19 protein-coding genes are annotated in these 18,569 nt (G+C 64.2%); all 19 read right to left on the reverse strand.

From position 1 onward, the window contains the following. Window positions 1-82: 82 nt before the first annotated feature. Window positions 83-709: an LbetaH domain-containing protein gene (locus PSPA7_RS20345; RefSeq protein WP_003152321.1), complete on the reverse strand. Its 627-nt coding sequence runs from the start codon at window positions 707-709 to the stop codon at window positions 83-85. After that, window positions 706-1,905 (reverse strand): aromatic ring-hydroxylating oxygenase subunit alpha, encoded by a 1,200-nt coding sequence (locus PSPA7_RS20350; protein ID WP_003152320.1) that lies wholly within the window; start codon window positions 1,903-1,905, stop codon window positions 706-708. The genes PSPA7_RS20345 and PSPA7_RS20350 overlap by 4 nt, the downstream gene beginning before the upstream one ends. Further along, window positions 1,902-3,080, reverse strand: coding sequence for an FkbM family methyltransferase (locus tag PSPA7_RS20355; RefSeq protein WP_012076717.1), 1,179 nt, complete (start codon window positions 3,078-3,080; stop codon window positions 1,902-1,904). The genes PSPA7_RS20350 and PSPA7_RS20355 overlap by 4 nt, the downstream gene beginning before the upstream one ends. Window positions 3,081-3,089: 9 nt before the next feature. Next, complete coding sequence (locus PSPA7_RS20360; protein ID WP_003152318.1) at window positions 3,090-3,728, reverse strand: acetyltransferase; 639 nt, start codon at window positions 3,726-3,728, stop codon at window positions 3,090-3,092. Window positions 3,729-3,732: 4 nt separating this feature from the next. Then, on the reverse strand, window positions 3,733-4,482 hold the full coding sequence (locus PSPA7_RS20365; protein WP_003152317.1) for an SDR family NAD(P)-dependent oxidoreductase: 750 nt from the start codon (window positions 4,480-4,482) through the stop codon (window positions 3,733-3,735). A 13-nt stretch (window positions 4,483-4,495) separates the two neighbouring features. Next, on the reverse strand, window positions 4,496-5,536 hold the full coding sequence (locus PSPA7_RS20370; RefSeq protein ID WP_012076718.1) for a ketoacyl-ACP synthase III: 1,041 nt from the start codon (window positions 5,534-5,536) through the stop codon (window positions 4,496-4,498). A 2-nt stretch (window positions 5,537-5,538) separates the two neighbouring features. Next, window positions 5,539-5,763, reverse strand: coding sequence for an acyl carrier protein (locus tag PSPA7_RS20375; RefSeq protein WP_012076719.1), 225 nt, complete (start codon window positions 5,761-5,763; stop codon window positions 5,539-5,541). A 54-nt stretch (window positions 5,764-5,817) separates the two neighbouring features. After that, window positions 5,818-6,954, reverse strand: coding sequence for a DegT/DnrJ/EryC1/StrS family aminotransferase (locus PSPA7_RS20380; protein ID WP_012076720.1), 1,137 nt, complete (start codon window positions 6,952-6,954; stop codon window positions 5,818-5,820). Between the two features lie 280 nt (window positions 6,955-7,234). Next, window positions 7,235-8,536 (reverse strand): flagellar hook-associated protein FlgL, encoded by a 1,302-nt coding sequence (flgL, locus tag PSPA7_RS20385; protein ID WP_012076722.1) that lies wholly within the window; start codon window positions 8,534-8,536, stop codon window positions 7,235-7,237. A 38-nt stretch (window positions 8,537-8,574) separates the two neighbouring features. Further along, complete coding sequence (gene flgK, locus PSPA7_RS20390; protein ID WP_012076723.1) at window positions 8,575-10,623, reverse strand: flagellar hook-associated protein FlgK; 2,049 nt, start codon at window positions 10,621-10,623, stop codon at window positions 8,575-8,577. A gap of 17 nt (window positions 10,624-10,640) precedes the next feature. Beyond that, window positions 10,641-11,843 carry a flagellar assembly peptidoglycan hydrolase FlgJ gene (gene flgJ / locus PSPA7_RS20395; RefSeq protein ID WP_012076724.1) on the reverse strand — a complete coding sequence of 401 codons (1,203 nt, stop codon included), beginning with the start codon at window positions 11,841-11,843 and terminating at the stop codon, window positions 10,641-10,643. A gap of 10 nt (window positions 11,844-11,853) precedes the next feature. After that, window positions 11,854-12,963: a flagellar basal body P-ring protein FlgI gene (locus PSPA7_RS20400; RefSeq protein WP_003082169.1), complete on the reverse strand. Its 1,110-nt coding sequence runs from the start codon at window positions 12,961-12,963 to the stop codon at window positions 11,854-11,856. 11 nt (window positions 12,964-12,974) lie between these two features. Then, window positions 12,975-13,670, reverse strand: a complete 696-nt coding sequence (gene flgH / locus PSPA7_RS20405) for a flagellar basal body L-ring protein FlgH (RefSeq protein ID WP_012076725.1) — start codon at window positions 13,668-13,670, stop codon at window positions 12,975-12,977. A 45-nt stretch (window positions 13,671-13,715) separates the two neighbouring features. Beyond that, a complete protein-coding gene (gene flgG, locus PSPA7_RS20410; RefSeq protein ID WP_003082164.1) occupies window positions 13,716-14,501 on the reverse strand; it encodes a flagellar basal-body rod protein FlgG in 786 nt (261 codons plus the stop codon). Between the two features lie 46 nt (window positions 14,502-14,547). Then, the gene (gene flgF / locus PSPA7_RS20415) at window positions 14,548-15,297 is read right to left on the reverse strand and encodes a flagellar basal-body rod protein FlgF (protein ID WP_012076726.1); all 750 of its coding nucleotides are present in this window, start codon (window positions 15,295-15,297) and stop codon (window positions 14,548-14,550) included. 199 nt (window positions 15,298-15,496) lie between these two features. Further along, the gene (gene flgE, locus PSPA7_RS20420; protein ID WP_012076727.1) at window positions 15,497-16,885 is read right to left on the reverse strand and encodes a flagellar hook protein FlgE; all 1,389 of its coding nucleotides are present in this window, start codon (window positions 16,883-16,885) and stop codon (window positions 15,497-15,499) included. Between the two features lie 27 nt (window positions 16,886-16,912). Continuing rightward, window positions 16,913-17,596 carry a flagellar hook assembly protein FlgD gene (flgD, locus tag PSPA7_RS20425; RefSeq protein WP_003149706.1) on the reverse strand — a complete coding sequence of 228 codons (684 nt, stop codon included), beginning with the start codon at window positions 17,594-17,596 and terminating at the stop codon, window positions 16,913-16,915. A 12-nt stretch (window positions 17,597-17,608) separates the two neighbouring features. Further along, window positions 17,609-18,049: a flagellar basal body rod protein FlgC gene (gene flgC / locus PSPA7_RS20430; RefSeq protein ID WP_003082150.1), complete on the reverse strand. Its 441-nt coding sequence runs from the start codon at window positions 18,047-18,049 to the stop codon at window positions 17,609-17,611. Between the two features lie 5 nt (window positions 18,050-18,054). Further along, window positions 18,055-18,462 carry a flagellar basal body rod protein FlgB gene (gene flgB, locus PSPA7_RS20435; RefSeq protein WP_012076728.1) on the reverse strand — a complete coding sequence of 136 codons (408 nt, stop codon included), beginning with the start codon at window positions 18,460-18,462 and terminating at the stop codon, window positions 18,055-18,057. Between the last annotated feature and the right edge of the window lie 107 nt (window positions 18,463-18,569).

The raw sequence follows: 18,569 nt of genomic DNA on the forward strand, positions 1-18,569 counted from the left end.
TCCGCTATCAGCGACAACTTCCACAGACGTGCCCCGACCCTGTCGGATTTCCGTCCGCATGCAGACTGGAAGCGGTTTTTCGTCACGCTCCCGGCAGAACCCGTACCGGTTGCTCGAACATCGGCGAGTAGAACGTCATGTCGGCGATGCTGCCGCTGTAGTGACGCTGCAGGTTCAGGTAGCAATGAGCCCCCACCCGGGTCATCCGGGCCAGGCTGGAATTCGCGCATATCGTGGTGAAGTCGCCCACCGAAGCGCCCTCCCGGATAGACACGTTCGCTTCCAGGGTAACGAAGCGGCCGAGCGTCACGTCCTCGCTCAGGACCACATTGGGCCGCAGCACGCAGTATTCGCCCAGCGTCGCGTTCGGTCCGATGGCACAGCCACTCTGGACGATCACGTTGTCCCCCAGCACCGCCGTCGGATCGATCTCGGCGCGCGGCGAAACCACCGAGGCCGGCTCGTAGCCGAGAGCTGCGATGGCCTCCGCCAAGGCGCGCCGGACATCGTTGATATAGAACTCGTTGACTACCACACAGACCTGCCACTCCTGCGGGTCGAAACGACCGAGCGCGGAAAGATTGAAGTGGTAGTAGTCGGTGCAGGGGATCTCCAGCATTTCCATCTGTCGCTGTGGCCATACCTGTCGCGCCAGCGAGTGGATCCCGCGCAGAGAACTGTCGGGACCGAGAACCAGCAGGGATTTCATGATGCGTCCTCTCCAGCCAGTCGTTGCATGTACCACTTGCCCATGGCGGCCAGGGGGGCTTCATGGTCGCCCATGATGCCGATTGTGGTGGCGCTCTTCAGCGCACGCTGCAATTCAGTCAGCAATACCGAGTCCTCGTCGATCACCCGCTTTTCCGCGTGATGGATGCCCCAGAGCAGATGGGGCTGCGGCGGCACTTCCGGCTTGAGCCTGGAAGTGAAGACCCACGAGTGATATTCGATGCGGTCCGGCGCGAGCGGCACGTACTGCTGGAGATAGAAATGCTCGCCATGGATCGAGCCGAAGTTCATGTTGGGAAAAAGCTTGCAGTTGAAGAACGCCCCCCTGCTATTGGACGCTTCGACCAACGAGGAGAACCAACGAGGAACATAGGGCATCGAGGCGCGCTCATACAAGGAAAGATCCTTCAGGCATACCTCGTCCAGGACGGCCGCGACAGTGGCTTCGATATCGATGGCTTCTTCTTCGGCCGTTCCTGCTTCGAGCGGTTCCCGCACCTCAACGCCCGAGGGAGACAACGCACCGGCAGGAGCCTTGATCACTCCATCGCTGGAGTATTGCAACAGCGGAGCCAAGGTGTGCGGATGCACGAATCGGAAATGATTCCAGTCAAGAATGTTCTCGAAGTTCAGTTTCCAGTTGTAATGATTGATGAAGCGGGTATACGAGACCTGGGGCGCAAAATGCGCGGAACTGCTCGTCAAGAATTCGAGTATCTCGCTGGAGAATTGCTCGGCGATAGGTAATGGCTGCTCGGAAAGACTGACGAAAACGAAGCTTCCAACCACCTCCAACGCATAACGCTGCAATCTGGCGTTGTCCCTCTCCGTCTTGCATATGTTGTAGAGCCCTGCACTCGGGATCCCCCGCAAGGCGCCATCCTCCCGATAGCCCCAACCATGATAGGGGCAGATCATCTTGCGCACTCCATGGTCCGCCGTCTGGATCGGCATGCCGCGGTGTGCACAGGCATTGCGAAACGCCCTCAACTGCCCCTTGACGTTCTGCACCAGCACCGGCGTGCCACTGAAGTTGCGGGTGATGAAACTGTCTTCGGCCGCCAGTTGCTGGGTCAACCCCGCCAGCAGCCATAAACGACCGAAGATCTCCCGCTGCTCCCGCTCGAACCAGTCCTGCTCGGTGTAGCAGGCCGGCGGCAATACCGGCTTGATCATGACCGGGCCTCGGCATAGAGGATGCTGTCGAAGTAGTAATACGAGTGGTGACGCAGGCGCAGTTCGTAAGAGGGTTCGATTTCGTCCAGCAGACGGGCGATGTCCAGCAGGTCATCCGCGTAGTGGTAACCGGTTATCGCCAATCGCGGACGATGTGTCGCGATCAGCCTGCGCCCTCCCCGTAGCACACTGGTCTCGTGTCCTTCGACATCCATCTTGATGAAGGTCGCATGGTCGACCATATCGTCCAGCGGTACCGCCTGGATCCGCACATTGCCGCTCTGGTCGATGCGGCTCCCCATCGTGCCGGTTTGGGCGAACTGCAGCGTCGACCGGGTATCGGACAGCGCCATGTTGTAGGCATGGAAATTGTCGAGCATGGCGAAATAACCTCGCTCGAGTGCCGAGTAGTTTTCAGCGTCCGGCTCGAACGCATGGATCGCCTGGTATTGCCAGCGGGTAGCCGTCAGGAATTTGCCGATCGTGGTACCGACATGGGCTCCAACATCCACCAGCACTTCCTCGCCACCCAGCCTGAAGGTGTCGACCTCGCCGGCGGCATAAGGTGAGAAGTACTCGTCCTCCAGGCTGCAGAGCACCGGCAGGACCGCCTTGCGGTCGAGCGTCAGGCGCAACTCCAGCAGCGCGCCGAGGGTACGGATGCTCAGCGGATCATGGAGTCGCCGGGCCAGAGCCAGATAGTCGTCCAGGCGCTCCAGCGTTGCCGCGCGCATGCAGGCGGCCGTCTGGTAGATCACTGGCAGGCCGAGGAAGTCCAGCAGCGGGATGACGTCCAGCTCCTGCGCTCCTGCCCGTCGGCAAGCTTGCGAGAAGAAGCAGGCGGCAAACACCGAGTTCCCCAGGTTCACCGCAAGCGCCCCGGGCCGGCGACGCGCCTCGTCGATGAACCCGCGGGTATCGAGCACCCGGTGTTCGCCGAACGCTTGCTGGCGACTGGCCAAGCCATCGTCGACGTACGCCACGTCGATCCCTGCCTCACCCAGCCTACGCGCGATACTTTCCGCAAAGCTCAATCCCAGGAACGAGGTGGGGCCCAGCAGATAAGCGCAGCGTGCCTGTCCGAGCATCTCCGGATGCAGGCCGCCGCCGCTCGCGCCGCCGGTCCACCCCATGAGCTGCGCCTCGAATCGTGCCAATGCCTGATCACGGCTCATGCTGACTCCTCACTTGGAAAATATGATCCGCGCCGGATTGCCGAACACCGTGACACCTGCCGGTACGTCATTGACCACGACCGAACCGATACCGACAGTGGCCCCATCGCCAATGCTGACATCCTTGGCGATGGTCGCGCGCGGATGGATGCTGGCGCCGTGTCCGACACGGACACCGCCAGCCAGGAAGGTCATGGCCCCCAGCATGGCGTGGTCGCCGATGGTCACGTCATGCCCCAGAACCACATAGGTATCGATGTAGACGCAACGGCCGATCTCGCTGTCCACCGAAAGAACGGCGCCCGGAGTGATGAACGTCCCCGCGCCGATGCGGGTCCGCGCACCGATGAAAGCCTGCTCGGAGTAGGTGGCAAGCTCGGCGCCCTGCGCCAGCAACGGGGCGAGCAAACGCTCGCGCAGCCCCGGGTCGCCAACGGCGGGAATGAACGCCTCGCCGGGGCGGACCTGGTAGTCGAGTGGACTACCTAGCAGCGGAGCCGCGATATCGTCCGGCAGCCGCAGGTCGGGACGGGTGTCGAGAAAGCCGGCCAACGCATATTGCTCGCCGAAACCCGCATCATTGGCCAGGACGTTGTAAACCACCCGGCCCAGCCCCCCGGCACCGACGATTAACAGCTTCTTGCGCATCGAATCACTCCACGGTGTGCCCGCCGTCGAGCACCAGCGCCCTGCCAGTGATCCAGCGACTGGCCGAAGACAGGAAGAAAATGGCGGCATTGGCGACATCCTCGGGCTGGCCGATACCCAGGGGATAACGGGCTATCGTAGCGTCCAGGCCGCCAGTGGTGGCCAAGGCTGCCTCCAGCATCGGAGTCCGGACCAGACCGGGGGCCACGCAGTTGACGCGAATGCTGCGACTGGCCAACTCCACCGACAGGCTACGCGCCATACCTTCCACCGCGGCCTTGGACGCCGAATAGGCGCTCACGCCACGCACGCCGATATGTGCGGAGATCGAGGAGATGAACAGGATCGAGCCGCCGTTCGATATGCACTGTCGGGCCAGCAGATGGCGCGTCAGCAACATGGGCGCAATCACGTTCGTCGCCAGTTGGCTCTCGATATGCTCGCGACTGGCCATCCGCAACGGCGACAGCGCCGAGACTCCAGCGCTATGCACCAGGCCGTCGATCTTGCCGACCGCCCTGCTCAAGGCATCCACCTGCGCATCGTCGTTCAGGTCCGCCGCCAGCATCCTGTGCGGCTCGCCGCCCAGCTCGTCGAGCACTGCCTGCAAACGCTCGCCGTTGCGTCCGCTGACGATCACCGTGGCGCCGGCGCCCGCGCAGCTCAGGGCAATCTGTCGCCCGATGCCCGACGAAGCGCCGGTGATCAGAATGGTTCGCCCCTGCAGGCCGAAAGCGCTCAGTACTGTGTTCATTGCCCAAAAGACCTCAGGACTCGATCAGGTCGGGGAACTTCGCCCCTTCGATATCCACCAGACAGGTACCCCAGGACAGGCCGATACCGAAGCCGCAGAGCAATACGCGATTGCGGCCGGCCTCGAGCTCCCGGTTGATCCGCGCGGTCATGGTCACCGGCAGCGAGGCGCCACTGGTGTTGCCGAAGTCGCGCAGGGTCGAGGGCACCTTTTCCGGCGGCAGGCCGAGCTTCTTGCGGATGGTCTCGTTGATCATCCGGTTGGCCTGGTGGAAGACGAAATAGTCAACCTCGTCCTTGCTCGCCCCGGCGTAGTCGAGCAGCTTTTCCACCGCCGGCGGCACACGCTGGGTGGAGAAACTGAGCACGGCGGTGCCGTCGAGCTGCAGGTCGATGGCGCGGTGCCAATGGTCGTTTTCGTCCTCGCGGAACGGCATCAGGTGCTGCACGCCGACCGGTTCGCGATGCCCGCCTACCGGCAGGATGATGGCCTTGTAGCCACTGCCGTCGCTGTTCAGGTCGAAGTGCATCGGCGGCGCGCCTTCGCAGAACTCCAGCGCCGTCGCGGTGCCCGCGTCGGAGAAGATCGGGTCATTGACGCTGGCGCCACGGTCGCCGACCAGCACCAGGCCCTTCTTCACCCCGCCGGCGGCGATCAGCGAACCGAGCAGATTGAGAGCGAACGGATAGGCGGAGCAGCCCAGGTTGACGTCGAACGCCACGGTGGAATGCGGCAGCCCGAGGCGATCCTGGAGAATGATCGCGGTGGCCGGCGCCAGATAGTCGGGCGACTGGGTCACGACGATCAGCGCATCGACCTCCTCGCGCTTCCACTCCAGGCTTTCCAGCAAGCGTTCGGTGGCGTCGAAGGCCAGGTCGGAGAAGCACTGCCACTCCTGTGCCATGCGCCGCGTCTCGATGCCGATGTTGCGCACCAGGCGCTCGCGCTCGGCGCGCAACTGCGGCTTGCAATCGGTCAGGTTGGAGATGACGCGCCTGGGGACGCAGGTCGCCATCCCGGCGAAGCGGACGTTCTTCAGCGTGGAGGTGGCCATGGTCAGAGTCCGAGCATCTGGTAGAGGTCGCCCACCGTCCGCGCCTTGATCAGGTCGTCGCCGGTAATGGTCTTGCCGTATTCCATGTCGAACATGACGATGACCCCGAGGGCGGCCAGAGAATCCCATTCCGGCAGGTCTTCGAGCTGGGTGTCCAGGCTGACCTCCACGGGATTCTGGAAGTCGGTGGCGGAAAGGAAGTCTTCGATGAATTTTGCTTGGCTCATTTCTTGTCTACCTGAGTGAGGCGGTTGTTCATTCGGTTATCGGTCGCCGCGAGCTCAACTTGATGCCCGCAGGCGCGGTGCGCCGGCGGAGGTGATCAACTCGACGACGAACTCGACGTCGGCGGCGACCAGCCCGGGGTAGATCGGCAGGCACAGGATCCGCGCGGAGGTCGAGCGCGCCACCGGCAGATTGGCGGGGGCCGCCGAGGGCAACGAATGGTACATGGGGAAGTCACTGATCAACGGGTAGAAATAGCGCCGCACCAGCACGTCGTGGTCGCGCAGGCGCTGGTACAGCTCGTCGCGCGACAGCGCAAAGCCGTCTTCTACCAGGATCGGGAAATAGGCGTTGTTGGCGAAGGTCTGGCTACCCGGGCGCAGACACTGGATGCCGGCTACCCCTGCCAGCAGACGCCGGTAGCGCTCGGCGATCTCGCGGCGCTGTTCCAGGGCCTGGTCGACATGCTTGAGCTGCAGCAGGCCGAACGCCGCGCCGACTTCGTTGAGCTTGCCATTGATCCCCGGCATTACCACGGTCACCTCGTCGACGAAGCCGAAATTCTTCAGATGGTTGAGACGCTGCCGGGTATTCTCATCCGAGCAGATGATCGCGCCGCCCTCGAAGGTGTTGAACACCTTGGTGGCATGGAAGCTGAGGATGCTCAGGTTGCCATGGCGCAGGACGCTGCCACCGGCATCGCGGACGGCGAAGGCGTGGGCGGCGTCGTAGATGACCTTCAGGTGGTGGGTATCGGCGATGCGCTGGATCGCCTCCACGTCGCAGGGGTTGCCGTAGCAATGCACCGGCAGGATGGCGGTGGTCTGCGGCGTGATCGCCGCCTCGATCCGTGCTGGGTCGAGGTTCATCGAATCCTTGTCGATGTCGACGAAGATCGGCTTGAGCCCGTTCCACAACAGCGCATGGCTGGTGGCGACGAACGAATAGGGCGTGGTGATCACCTCGCCGGTGACCCGCAGCGCCTGCAGGGCGGTGATGAGCGCCAGGGTCGCATTGGCGAAGAGCACGATATGCTTCACCCCCAGGTACTCGCACAGGGCCTCCTCCAGCGCCTGGTGCATGTCGCCGCCATTGGTCAGGAAACGGCTTTCCCAGATCTTTTCCAGATAGGGAATGAACTCTTCCAGTGGCGGCAGCAACGGGCTGGTGACCGGGATCGTCTTGTTGTTCATGTCGGGCCCTGATGAATGGATGCTCGGGCGAGTAAAGGGTGAAAAACCCGGGCACGCCACTCTATGCAAGGCTCGTACCGAAAGATCTTGATGCAGGTCAAGACCCCGGGCCACGCGGCCTGCCACCTTTTTGAGGGACTTGCAGGGCAGGCCGGAAGTCAAATTTCCGGCAACTCCTATTCCCACCCGCGCCGTGGCTACGGCGCGTTCGCTGGCGATCTACCGGCGAAACGAAAAGGCCCGTGAACCGGTCACGGGCCTTGCACGAGCGAAGACAGCCTCACTTCAGGTAGTTGAACAGGCTCAGTCCCTGGATCTTCACGTAGCTCTGCTGCGCGGCGTCCATGATGGTCGATTGCAGCGACAGCCGCGACAGCGCCTCGGCGTAGTCCAGATCCTGGATCTGCGACATCACCGAGGCGTTCACCAGTTTCACGTCGTCGATGAAGGTCTCGGTGCTTTCCACGGTATTCAGGCGCGCGCCGATCCGCCCCTGGCCGCCATCAACCGAGGCCGCGACGGCCGACAGGTTGGTCAGGGCCACCGCCGTGGCGTCGCGGATGGCGTCGTTGCCGGCCTGGTTGTCGGTGGAGCTTTCCAGGGCCTTGCGCAGGTCCGAGACCACGTTCAGCAGGCTGCGCTTCTCGCTGCCCGGCTTGTAGTTGACGTTGAACTCGTCGCCCGCCTTCGGCGTACCGTCGATCGTCACGCTGACGCCGGCGTAGAGCACCTTGTCGATGGTCTTCGGGTCGTCGTCGATGGCGCCCTTGGACAGTTGCCAGGCCGGCGGAGAGTTCGGGTCGTAGGTGTTCCAGTCATAGCCCGGAGGCAGGCTCTTCGGATCGTAGACCACGTACTCCCTGTCGCTGACGAAGTGGATGTCGAAGCCATCGGTGGCCGCCGGCGGGTTGCTCGCGGGAAACTGACTGCCGAAAGCCAGCTCGTCCTCGACCAGGCCGACCGAGATGCGGCCATCACCGGTATTGCCGGCGGCCGCCCTGGTATCGAGGCGGGCAGCGTTGACGATGTCCTCGAACAGCACCTTGCCGCTGTCGCTCACCGGGATCCGCGTGCTGCTGGCAATCTGCACCTCGCGCTGGCTTTCGTCGCCCATGTAGCTGTAGGTACCGTCCTCGTTGCGCACGAACGGCTGCACCGAACCCTGCGAGCCGGAGAACAGGTACTTGCCGCTGGCGTCGCGACTGTTGAGCAGGTTCAGCAGCTCGTCCTCGCGCTGGCTCAACTCGCTGGCCAGCGCCTTCTTGTCATTGGAGTCCAGCGCACCGTCGCCGGCCTGGCCGGCGATCTCGCGGATGCGCTGGAGCACATTGCCGACCGACCTGAGAATGGTTTCCTCCTGGCTGAGGCTGTTCTTCGCCTCGGTCATGCCGGTCTTGTACTGCTCGTTCAGCCCCTGCTCCTGATCCAGGCGCAGCAGACGCACCGAACCGACCGGGTCGTCCGCCGGGGTCAGGATACGCTTGCCGGTGCTGATCTGCTCGAAGGTCCGGTTCAGGTCCGCGTAGTTGCGGGAGATGCCGTTCACCGAGTTGTTGAAGGCCTGGATGGTGGAAATGCGCATGGCGGCGGTCTCGCTGGCTTAGGCTACGTCGAGCGAACTCAACGGAACGCTCCGATCAGGGTATCGAACAAAGTGCGGGCAACTTGAATCACCTGGGCCGAGGCACTGTAGTACTGCTGGAACTGGATCAGGTTGGCCGCCTCTTCGTCGAGGCTCACCCCGGACAGCGAGTCACGACTGTCCTGGGCCTGCTTCAGCACCGTGGCGCTGGCTTCGCTACTGGCGCGCACCTGGGCGGTCAGGGTGCCGACCCGCTCGACCAGGCCACCATAGGCCTCGTTGTAGGTGGAACCGGTGTTGTCGGTGCCACCGACCGTCGGCTTGGTCTGCAGGGCCAGCAGGTCGAGGGCGTTGCGGTTGTCGGAAATGCCCTTGTCGTTGAAACCGACCTTGAAGCTGTCGGCATTCTGCGGCACGCCGCTGAGTTCGAACTCGTAGCTGTACTTCTGCCCGCTCGGATCGGTGAAAGCCATGCGCACGGTATTGGAGTTGCCGCTGGTCAGCGTGGGGCTGCCGCTCAGGGCGTTGCCGTCCTTGTCGACGTAGCTCCAGCCGGCCGGCAACGGCGAGGACAGAGTATAGGTCTTGCCGTCGGCGCTGAGCGTGGCGGCGAGGCTGATGCCGTTTGGGCCGAAGGCATTCTGCAGGACCGCCGGGTCCACCGGCGACGGAGCGCCGGTGAGGGTCGGCGCGCCGATCTTGCCGGTGCCGCGGTTGTCGGTATTCGACTCGGCCCGCGCGGTGCCGGCGAAGGCCAGTTGCGAGGCGTTCTTCAGGGTCGCCTCGATGTCCGCCGCGCCGCGCCGGGTCGGCTGCAGGGTGAAGCGGTCGCCGGCGGCGGGCAACTTGTCCAGGGTCACGCTGAAGCCCTGGTCGACGCCGTTGGCATCCTTGAAGGACAGCGTGTAAGGGCCGCTGCCGCTGACCGTCACCTGCATGCTCGCGTCGTCGCCCAGGCGCCGTGCGGTAAAGTTGGTGCCATCGAAGTCCAGGCGAAAATCACTGGAATTCAGCTTGCTGGTATCGGTGATGTTCAGGTTGGCCTTGACGTCGCCGGTATTGCCATTCTTCGCCAATACCCGCAACGCCGTGATGTCCGGGTCGTTGATGTCGCCGAACAGGTTGCTGCCGGCCTTGCCGGCCAGGTCGAGGCCCTGCCCCAATTGCCTGTTGATGGTATCGGCGAGGGTTATGGCCAATTGCCCGAGCTTGTTGTAGCTGCTATCCAGGGCGCTGTTGCGGTAGGCCAGCAAACCGCCCATCTCGCCACCGGAAACCAGGCCGGTGACGTTCTGTATGGAGTTGCCGTTGCTCAGTTGCACCTGGTACCGGGACGGATCGTCCAGCCCCGGCACCACGCTCAGGGTCGACACGGTGTTACCCACCACTAGCGGCTGACCGCTGCCGATGAACAGGCTGACGCTATTGTCGTCCTGGGTCACCGCGGTCACCCCGATCATCTCGGACAGCTTGCGCACCGCCTCGTCACGAGCGTCCATCAGGTCGTTGGGCACCGCCCCCGCCGACTTGGCCTTGGCGATCGCGTCGTTGTAGCTGGCCACGCTCTGCGACAGATGGTTGACCTGCGAGGCCAGCGCCCCCAACTGCTGGTTGATCAGACTGTTCTGTTTGTCCAACTGGTCGTAGAGGGTATTGAAGGTCTTGCCCAGGCCTTGGGCCTGGGCAAGCACCGCTTCACGGGCCTCGGTGGAGGACGGGTTGTTCGCCGCGGTCTGCAGGGCGGCGAAAAACCTCTGCATGGCCGGGCTGACACCGGTGGTGGTATCGGACAGCAGGCCGTCGAGCTGCTCGATCTGGCTACGGAAGGCGCTCAGCTCGCTATTCTGGCTGGTGGCGTTGCGCAGTTGGCCGGTGAGGAAGTCGCTGGCCAGCCGGCGCACATCGACGATCTGGCTGCCCGAGCCCATGTAGCCGGCGCCGCTGAACTGCGGGACCTGCGTCTGCTGGATGGCGGACTGGCGGCTGTAGCCCGGGGTCTTGACGTTGGTGATGTTGTGCCCGGTGACGGTCAGCCAGGTCTGGCTGGTGCCCAGGCCGGACAGGCCGATGGAAAGTAGGTCAGACATGGATCAATCCTCCTTGCTCAACCCAGGGGCGGCGTGCCGGCGGCGGCGACGGCCTGGTAGGTCTGCATCTGTCTGGCGATCTGCGCCACCTTGCGGGCGTACTGCGGATCGGTGGCGTAGCCGGCGCGCTGCAGTTCCTGCATGAAGCGCTCGGGGTTGGCGGCTTTGTCCAGGGCGTTCTGGTAGCGATCGTTGCCCTGGAGGAAGCTGACGTAGTCGTGGAAGCTCTGCTCGAACGATGAATAAGAACGGAAGGCCGCGACTTCCTTCACCGCCTTGCCGGCTTCGTACTCGGTGGTCAGGGCGCGCGCCGAGGCGCCGTCCCAGCGGCTTCCGGTCTTGATGCCGAACAGGTTGTGGCTGCTGGCGCCATCCTGCTGGCGGATGATCGACTTGCCCCAGCCGGTTTCCAGCGCGGCCTGGGCCACCAGGTAGCGGGCGTCGACGCCGATCCGCTCGGCGGCCTTCTGGGCCATCGGCAGCATGGTGGCGATGAATTCGTCGGCCGAGGCGAACATCGACCGTCCCTTGGCCAGTGGCGGCTGGGCGAGGCGCCGGCTGCCCTGGCTGTCGAGGCCATCGGTGGAAAAACCGCGGCGGCTCGCCGCCGGGTAGCTCTGCGCCGGCAGGTAGCTGTCCTGGCCGAGGCCCTGTGCCTGGCTGGCGGCCGGCGAGGCGGAAGGTACGATGCCGGCGAGCATGCGCTCGGCCAGCTTGCCCGGCAGCGCCAGGCGCCGCTGGTTGAGCAGCTTCGAGTCGTCGCGACCGGCTTCCGGCAGCGGCAAGGCCTTGCCGGCCTGCGCGTTGGGATTGCTCGGCCAGTGTCCGGCGCCGTTCTCGGCGACCCGGGCGAACGGATTCTCGCCGTTGCCCCTGGCGCCCTGCTTCATCTTCGACAGCTGGCGCACCAGCACGTCGGCCAGGCCGATGCCGCCGGCATTCTTCGACAGGCTCACCGACAGCTGCTGGTCGTACATGTCCTGGTACTGCTTGGTGGTCTGGCTGTTCATGAAGTTGCCGTCGCCCAGCGCTTCGTTGGCCGAACGCATGGACTTGAGCATCTCGTTGAGGAACAGCGACTCGAATTCCTGGGCGACCTTGCGGATGTTCGCCTCGCCGTCGCGGTCCTTGCCGACCTTCAGCTGGTTGAGGCGGTTAAGGTCGGTGTAGGAGCCGCTGTCGGGGGTTCCACCGATACCGCTGAGCAAACGGGAATCCATGGCCTCGTCCTCAGATCACGATCAGGTCGGCCTGTAGCGCGCCGGCCTGCTTCAGGGCTTCGAGGATCGCCATCAGGTCGCTCGGCGCGGCGCCGACCTGGTTTACCGCGCGGACGATGTCGTCCAGCGTGGTGCCGGGACCGAACTTGAACATCGGCTTGGTCTCTTCCTCGGCGTTCACCCGCGAGCGCGGCACCACGGCGGTCTGGCCGTTGGAGAAAGCGCCCGGCTGGCTGACGATCGGGTCTTCGGTGATGCTCACGGTCAGGCTGCCGTGGGTCACGGCGGCCGGCGAGACCTTGACGTTCTGGCCGATGACGATGGTGCCGGTGCGCGAATTGATGATGACCTTGGCCACCGCCTCGCCCGGCTGCACGTCGAGGTTTTCCAGGATCGACAGGTAGTCGACCCGCTGGTTCGGATCGAGCGGCGCGCTGACCCGCACCGAGCCGCCGTCCACCGCATGGGCGACGCCCGGGCCGAGCAGCTCGTTGATGCGGTCGACGATGCGCTTGGCGGTGGTGAAGTCCGGGCGGTTGAGATTCAGCGTCAGGCTGTTGCCCTGGTCGAAGCCGCTCGGCACCGCGCGCTCGACGGTGGCACCGGCCGGGATGCGCCCGGCGGACGGTACGTTGACGGTGATCTTCGAGCCATCGCGCCCCTCGGCATCGAAGCCGCCGACCACCAGGTTGCCCTGGGCGACCGCGTAGACCTGGCCGTCGATACCTTTCAGCGGGGTCATCAACAGGCTGCCGCCGCGCAGGCTCTTGGCGTTGCCGATGGACGACACGGTGACGTCGATCGGCTGGCCGGGCTTGGCGAACGGCGGCAGGTCGGCATGCACGGATACCGCGGCGACGTTCTTCAGCTGCACGTTGCCGACGTTGGCCGGCACCTTGATGCCGAACTGCGCCAGCATGTTGTTGAAGGTCTGCAGGGTGAACGGCGTCTGCGTGGTCTGGTCGCCGCTGCCGCTCAGGCCGACCACCAGGCCGTAGCCGATCAGCTGGTTGGTCCGCACGCCCTGGATGCTGGCAATGTCTTTCAGCCGCTCGGCCTGGGCCGCGCCGGCGGCCAGGAGCAGCGCGGCGAGGGCCAGCAGGTGCTTGAACTTGGTCATCGCGAGCATCCTCAGAACGGCCACAGCGGGCTGAGGAAGAAGCGGTCCAGCCAGCCCGGCTGGCTGGCATCGGCGAAGGCGCCGGTGCCGGAATAGGTGATCCGGGCATCGGCCACGCGGGTCGAGGGCACGGTGTTGTCGGTGGCGATATCGTCGGCGCGGACCAGGCCGGCGATGCGCACCAGCTCGTTGCCGGTGTTCAGGGTCATCCACTTCTCGCCGCGCACGGAGAGAATGCCGTTGGGCAGCACCTCGGCCACGGTCACGGTGATCGAGCCGGTCAGGCTGTTGCTCTGCCCCGCCTGGCTGTCGCCCTTGGCATCGCGCGAGCCGCCGTACTCGGCGCTGAGGCTGAGGTCGCCGCCACCGATCGGGTTGTTGGTGGTCATGCCGCTGCCGAACAGCGAGGTCAGCCCCATCTTGGTCTTGCTGTCCTTCTGGATGTCGGAGTTGGCCTTCTTGCTCGCCTGGGTCTTCTCGTTGAGGGTGATGGTGATGATGTCGCCCACGCGGAAGGCCTTGCGGTCGTCGTAGAGGTTCTGCTCGAAGCCGGCCTGGTAGATCGCGCCGTTGTTCTGCGCGGCGGGCAGCGGGGTGCGCGGCAACACCGGCGCGTAGTACGGATCGTTCGGCTTCGGCGGTGGATTGACGCAACCGCCCAGGACGGTGGCGATGCCAAGCAGGGAGACGATCATCAGCCGGTTCATGTCAAGCTACCTCGCGGCGTACAGCCAGGGCCCGGTCAGGGCCCGTCAAAGATTCTGGGTGACGAAGGACAACATCTGGTCGGCGGTGGAGATGACCTTGGAGTTCATCTCGTAGGCGCGCTGGGTGGTGATCATGTTCACCAGCTCCTCGACCACGTTGACGTTGGAGTTTTCCAGGGTGTTCTGGGCCACCGTGCCAAGGCCGTTGAGGCCCGGCGTGCCGACCTGCGGCGCGCCGCTGGAGCCGGTCTCCAGGAACAGGTTGTTGCCGATCGCCTGCAGGCCGGCCGGGTTGATGAAGTCGGCGGTCTGGATGTTGCCGATCACCTGCGGCTGAGCGTTGCCGGTAGTGGTCACCGAGACGGTGCCGTCCTGGCCGACGGTGAAGGTCTGGGTCTCGTTGGGCACGACGATCGCCGGCTCCAGGGCGAAGCCGTTGGAGGTGACGATCTGGCCGTCGGAGTTCAGGTGGAAGCTGCCATCGCGGGTGTAGGAAACGGTGCCGTCCGGCAGCAGGACCTGGAAGAAGCCGCGCCCGTTCACCGCCATGTCCAGCGGCTGCTCGGTGGTCTGCAGGCTGCCCGGGGTGAAGATCTTCTGGGTGCCGACGACGCGCACGCCGGTACCCAGCTGCAGGCCCGACGGCAGCTCGCTGTCCTGGGTCGACTGGCCGCCCGGCTGGCGGCGGATCTGGTACAGCAAGTCCTGGAACTCTGCACGGTCGCGCTTGAAGCCGGTGGTAGATACGTTGGCCAGGTTGTTGGAAATGGTGGTCAGGTTCATGTCCTGGGCGGACAGACCGGTTTTGCTGACCCACAGTGCCGATAACATCGTCGTGCTCCTCGGGCGCCGGTTTCATGGCGCCCCGCTCAAGTGATTAGCTGATCTGCAAAACCCGCGCCATGGCCGCCGAATCGTCCTCGGCGGTGCGCATCATCTTCACGTGCAGTTCGAATTGACGGGACAGCGAGAGGATCGCGGTCATCTCTTCCACCGCGTTCACGTTGCTGCTTTCCAGGAAACCGGAGACCACCTTCACGTTGGCATCGGCCAGCGGCACCTGCTCGCCCGGCTGCGGCTTGTAGTGCAGCAGGCCGTCGGTACCCTTTTCCATCTGTTTCAGGTTCGGGTTGACCAGCTTGATCCGGTCCACCACCGCGACCACGTTGGGGTTCTCGCCCAGGGCGCGGATACTGATGGTGCCGTCCTGGCCGATCTCTACCTTCTCTTCCGGCGGCACGGCGATCGGCCCGCCGTTGCCCAGTACCGGCAAACCGTCGCCGGTGCGCAGCATGCCGACGGCGTCGATGTGCATGCCGGCGGTGCGCACGTAGGCCTCGCTGCCGTCCGGCGCCTGCACCGCGACGAAACCGTCGCCGTCGATGGCGATATCCAGTTCGTTGCCGGTTTCCTGCAGGCTGCCATGGCTGAAATCGGTCCCGGGCCGCTCGCTCATGGCGAATACCCGCGCCGGGAAGCTGTCGCCGAACACCTGCATCGAACGCGCCTGCTCGAAGTCGCGACGGAAGCCGCTGGTCGAGATGTTCGCCAGGTTGTTGGCATGCGCGCGCATCGCCAGGGTGTTCTGGCTGGCTCCGCTCATGGAGACGTACAGCATCTTGTCCATCGAATCCTCCGGGCTCCGGCACAGGCTGCCGGGTGTTCTTGCAGATTAACCAGCAAGCAACGTGCCAGAACTCGAAAACAAAAATAACTTATTGATTTAAAAGGAATTAAAAAACAGAAAAGCCCCCTGGCGGGGGCTTCGGGGGCAACCCCTGGCCGGGGGTTGCCGCTGGCGGCAAGCGGCCTTGCCGCCATCATCGTCAACGCAGGTTGATGATGGTCTGGGTCACCGCATCCTCGGTCTGGATGGTCTTGGCGTTGGCCTGGTAGTTGCGCTGGTGGACGATGAGATTCACCAGCTCGCTGGAAATGTCCACGTTGGACGCTTCCAGCGCGCCGGACTGCAACGCCCCCAGGGTGCCCGAGCGCGGCGCGCCGACCGCCGGCTCGCCGGACTCCGAGGACTGCACCCAGGAAGTCTTGCCGATCGGCGTCAGGCCCTGGATGTTGGCGAAGTTGGCCAGCACCACCTGGCCCTGCACCTTGGACTGGCCGTTGGTATAGCGGGCGAAGACCACCCCGGTTTCGTCGATTTCCAGCCCTGCCAGCTGGCCGGTGGTATAGCCGTCCTGGATCGGGTTGCTCTGCGCGAAGGCCGTGGAGTACTGGGTGGACTTGCGCATGTCGAAGGTGATGCCGCTGGCGGAGCCGGTGGCGCCGTTCCAGGCGTAGGTCGGCGGCGTCTTGCCGTCCGAGGCGGCCGGGATCCAGCCGGTGCCCGGGGTCGGCGGATTGCCGCTGGCCGCGCTGAACTGGATCACGTTGGTCGCCGGATCGATGCTGAAGCCCGGCCCGGCGGTGCTGCCATCCGGCGCGCGCACCGAGGTCATCTGGCCGCTGGCGTCGAAGCTGACGTTGAAGCTCATCGGCGTCTTGTTCGACGGATCGAGCGGGTTCACCCCGTCGATCAGCACCTTCATGGTCCAGCTGTTCTCCGGGATCGGCGGCGTGGCATTCGGATTCGGCTCGTTCTTGATGAAGAACTGGCTCATGGTGTGGGCGTTGCCCTGGCTGTCGTAGATACCCAGCGAGGACGACGAGGTGTAGGTGGAGGCGTCGCTCGGGTCGAACGGGGTCACGGTCGGCGGCTTCTTGGTCGAGTCCAGGTTGTACGACTGCTGGATGCTCGAGGTGGCCTTCGGCGCCTGGTTGGCGCGCTCGACCTTGAGGTCGGTGACCACGCCGTTCTGCAACTGCCCGTTAGGTCCCACGGCGTAGCCCTGCAGGCGGTAGCCGTTGTTGTCGACGATGAAGTCCTGCTTGTCGGTGTTGAAGTAACCGGCGCGGGTATAGCTGATCGCCCCGTTGTTGCTGGTGACGAAGAAGCCGTTGCCGTTGATCGCCAGGTCCAGCACGCTGTTGGTCGTTTCGAAATTGCCCTGCTTGAACATCTGCGAGATGTCCGAGAGCAGCACGCCGCTGCCCTGCGGGTTGCTGCCCGAGCCCAGCACCGAGGCGGCGTAGACGTCGGCGAACTCCGCGCGGGATTGCTTGAAGCCTACGGTGCCGGCGTTGGCGATGTTGTTGCCGGTGACGTTCAGGCCGCTGGAGGCCGCCTGGATGCCGCTCAGGCCGATATTGAAACTCATGGATAGCTCCTTGCCGGAAACGCCGGCTTATTGGCCGATGATCTGTACTTTGGACAGCGCGATGCTGCCCAGGCCGGCGAGGTTGAGCATCAGCTCGCCGCCGTTCTGCCCCAGGGTGACGCTGTCGACGTTGGCCGGCAGGTAGGTCTGGAGCCCGTAGGTCTTGCCGTCGATCGAGGTCTGCGCCTCGAACTTGTAGGTGCCCGGCGGCATGATGTTGCCGCTGCTGTCCTTGCCGTCCCACATGAAGCTGACGCTGCCGGCGGCCTGCTGGCCGAGGTTGATGCGGTTCACCACCGTGCCCTTGTCGTCGTAGACGTTGACCCAGACGTTGCTGCTGGAAACCGGCAGGTTGAGGGATGCCTTGAAGGTGTCCTTGGTATCCACCACCGACTTGTCGGTCGCCACGATGACCTTGCGCCCCACCAGCGAGGAAGCCTGCAGGGCCTGCGACGACTGATAGTTGGAGAGGATGCTCTCCATGCTCTTGTTCAGCGACTGCACGCCTTCGACGGTACTGAACTGGGCCAGCTGGGCGATGAACTCGCCGTTCTGCTGCGGCGACATCGGATCCTGGTTCTTCAGCTGTGCGACCAGCAGCTTGAGGAACTCGTCCTTGCCGAGGTTGCTGCTGCCCTTGACGCTCTGCCCGGTCTCGGTGGCGCCGGAACCGCTGGCCCGATTAGTGCTGTTGACGTTATCGATGCTCATGCTCTACTCCGCTCACTGACCCAGGGTCAGGACCTTCTGCATCATCTGTTTGGCGGTGTTCATCATTTCCGCGTTGGTCTGGAAGGCGCGGCTGGCGGAAATCATGTCGGCCATTTCCTCGACCACGTTCACGTTCGGGTAGTACACATAGCCATTGGCGTCCGCGGCCGGGTGGTTCGGCTCGTAGCGCGGCATCAGCGAACTCTGGTCCTCGACGATGCCCAGCACCTGCACGCCGGCCCCGGAACTGTCCTGGTCGGCGAACAGCGAACCGCTGTCGCCCTGGGCCTGCTGGAACATGGTGGAGAACACCGGGTGGCGGGCGCGATAGGTCTTGTCGACGCTGGAGGAAACCGTCTCGGCGTTGGCGATGTTGCTGGCCACGGTGTTCAGGCGGGTGCTCTGGGCGCTCATGCCGCTACCGGCGATGTTGAAGACACTGGCGAGGGACATGGCGGTTACTCTCCACGCAGGGCGCTGACCAGCCCTTTGAACTTGCTGTTGAGGAAGGTGAAGGACGCCTGGAAGTGCATGGCGTTCTCGGCGTAGTTGGCCTGCTCGATCTGCGCGTCGACGGTGTTCTGGTCGATCGACGGCTGCACCGGGATGCGGTACTGCAGGCTGCCCTCGCCCATGCCGAAGCCCTCGGCGGCGATATGCCGCTCGTTGGTGGTGCGGGTGGCGAAGGTGCCCTTGGCGGCCTTGTCCTTCTGTTCGGCGAGAACCGCGCCGAAATCCAGGTCGCGAGCCTTGTAGTTCGGGGTGTCGGCGTTGGCCAGGTTGTTGGCCAGCACTTCGGCGCGCTGGGCGCGGAAGCTGAGGGCCTGCGGGTGGATACCGAGTGCTCTGTCGAAACTGATGCTCATGGCTGCGAACCTGTTTGCCGGTATGGCTATCGTCGCCAATACTTCAGCAAGGGGCGTGCCAGATATAAAAAATCATTTTAATTCAAATAGTTGAATGAAAAACGGGG

It is taken from the genome of Pseudomonas paraeruginosa PA7 (assembly GCF_000017205.1).
Classification (GTDB): Bacteria; Pseudomonadota; Gammaproteobacteria; order Pseudomonadales; family Pseudomonadaceae; genus Pseudomonas; species Pseudomonas paraeruginosa.

Bases quoted from the DNA above. Each gene is read 5' to 3' on its own strand.
- PSPA7_RS20345 (WP_003152321.1), bottom strand. From the start codon at position 709: ATGAAATCCCTGCTGGTTCTCGGTCCCGACAGTTCTCTGCGCGGGATC.
- PSPA7_RS20350 (WP_003152320.1), bottom strand. From the start codon at position 1,905: ATGATCAAGCCGGTATTGCCGCCGGCCTGCTACACCGAGCAGGACTGG.
- PSPA7_RS20355 (WP_012076717.1), bottom strand. From the start codon at position 3,080: ATGAGCCGTGATCAGGCATTGGCACGATTCGAGGCGCAGCTCATGGGG.
- PSPA7_RS20360 (WP_003152318.1), bottom strand. From the start codon at position 3,728: ATGCGCAAGAAGCTGTTAATCGTCGGTGCCGGGGGGCTGGGCCGGGTG.
- PSPA7_RS20365 (WP_003152317.1), bottom strand. From the start codon at position 4,482: ATGAACACAGTACTGAGCGCTTTCGGCCTGCAGGGGCGAACCATTCTG.
- PSPA7_RS20370 (WP_012076718.1), bottom strand. From the start codon at position 5,536: ATGGCCACCTCCACGCTGAAGAACGTCCGCTTCGCCGGGATGGCGACC.
- PSPA7_RS20375 (WP_012076719.1), bottom strand. From the start codon at position 5,763: ATGAGCCAAGCAAAATTCATCGAAGACTTCCTTTCCGCCACCGACTTC.
- PSPA7_RS20380 (WP_012076720.1), bottom strand. From the start codon at position 6,954: ATGAACAACAAGACGATCCCGGTCACCAGCCCGTTGCTGCCGCCACTG.
- flgL (WP_012076722.1), bottom strand. From the start codon at position 8,536: ATGCGCATTTCCACCATCCAGGCCTTCAACAACTCGGTGAACGGCATC.
- flgK (WP_012076723.1), bottom strand. From the start codon at position 10,623: ATGTCTGACCTACTTTCCATCGGCCTGTCCGGCCTGGGCACCAGCCAG.
- flgJ (WP_012076724.1), bottom strand. From the start codon at position 11,843: ATGGATTCCCGTTTGCTCAGCGGTATCGGTGGAACCCCCGACAGCGGC.
- PSPA7_RS20400 (WP_003082169.1), bottom strand. From the start codon at position 12,963: ATGACCAAGTTCAAGCACCTGCTGGCCCTCGCCGCGCTGCTCCTGGCC.
- flgH (WP_012076725.1), bottom strand. From the start codon at position 13,670: ATGAACCGGCTGATGATCGTCTCCCTGCTTGGCATCGCCACCGTCCTG.
- flgG (WP_003082164.1), bottom strand. From the start codon at position 14,501: ATGTTATCGGCACTGTGGGTCAGCAAAACCGGTCTGTCCGCCCAGGAC.
- flgF (WP_012076726.1), bottom strand. From the start codon at position 15,297: ATGGACAAGATGCTGTACGTCTCCATGAGCGGAGCCAGCCAGAACACC.
- flgE (WP_012076727.1), bottom strand. From the start codon at position 16,885: ATGAGTTTCAATATCGGCCTGAGCGGCATCCAGGCGGCCTCCAGCGGC.
- flgD (WP_003149706.1), bottom strand. From the start codon at position 17,596: ATGAGCATCGATAACGTCAACAGCACTAATCGGGCCAGCGGTTCCGGC.
- flgC (WP_003082150.1), bottom strand. From the start codon at position 18,049: ATGTCCCTCGCCAGTGTCTTCAACATCGCCGGTAGCGGCATGAGCGCC.
- flgB (WP_012076728.1), bottom strand. From the start codon at position 18,462: ATGAGCATCAGTTTCGACAGAGCACTCGGTATCCACCCGCAGGCCCTC.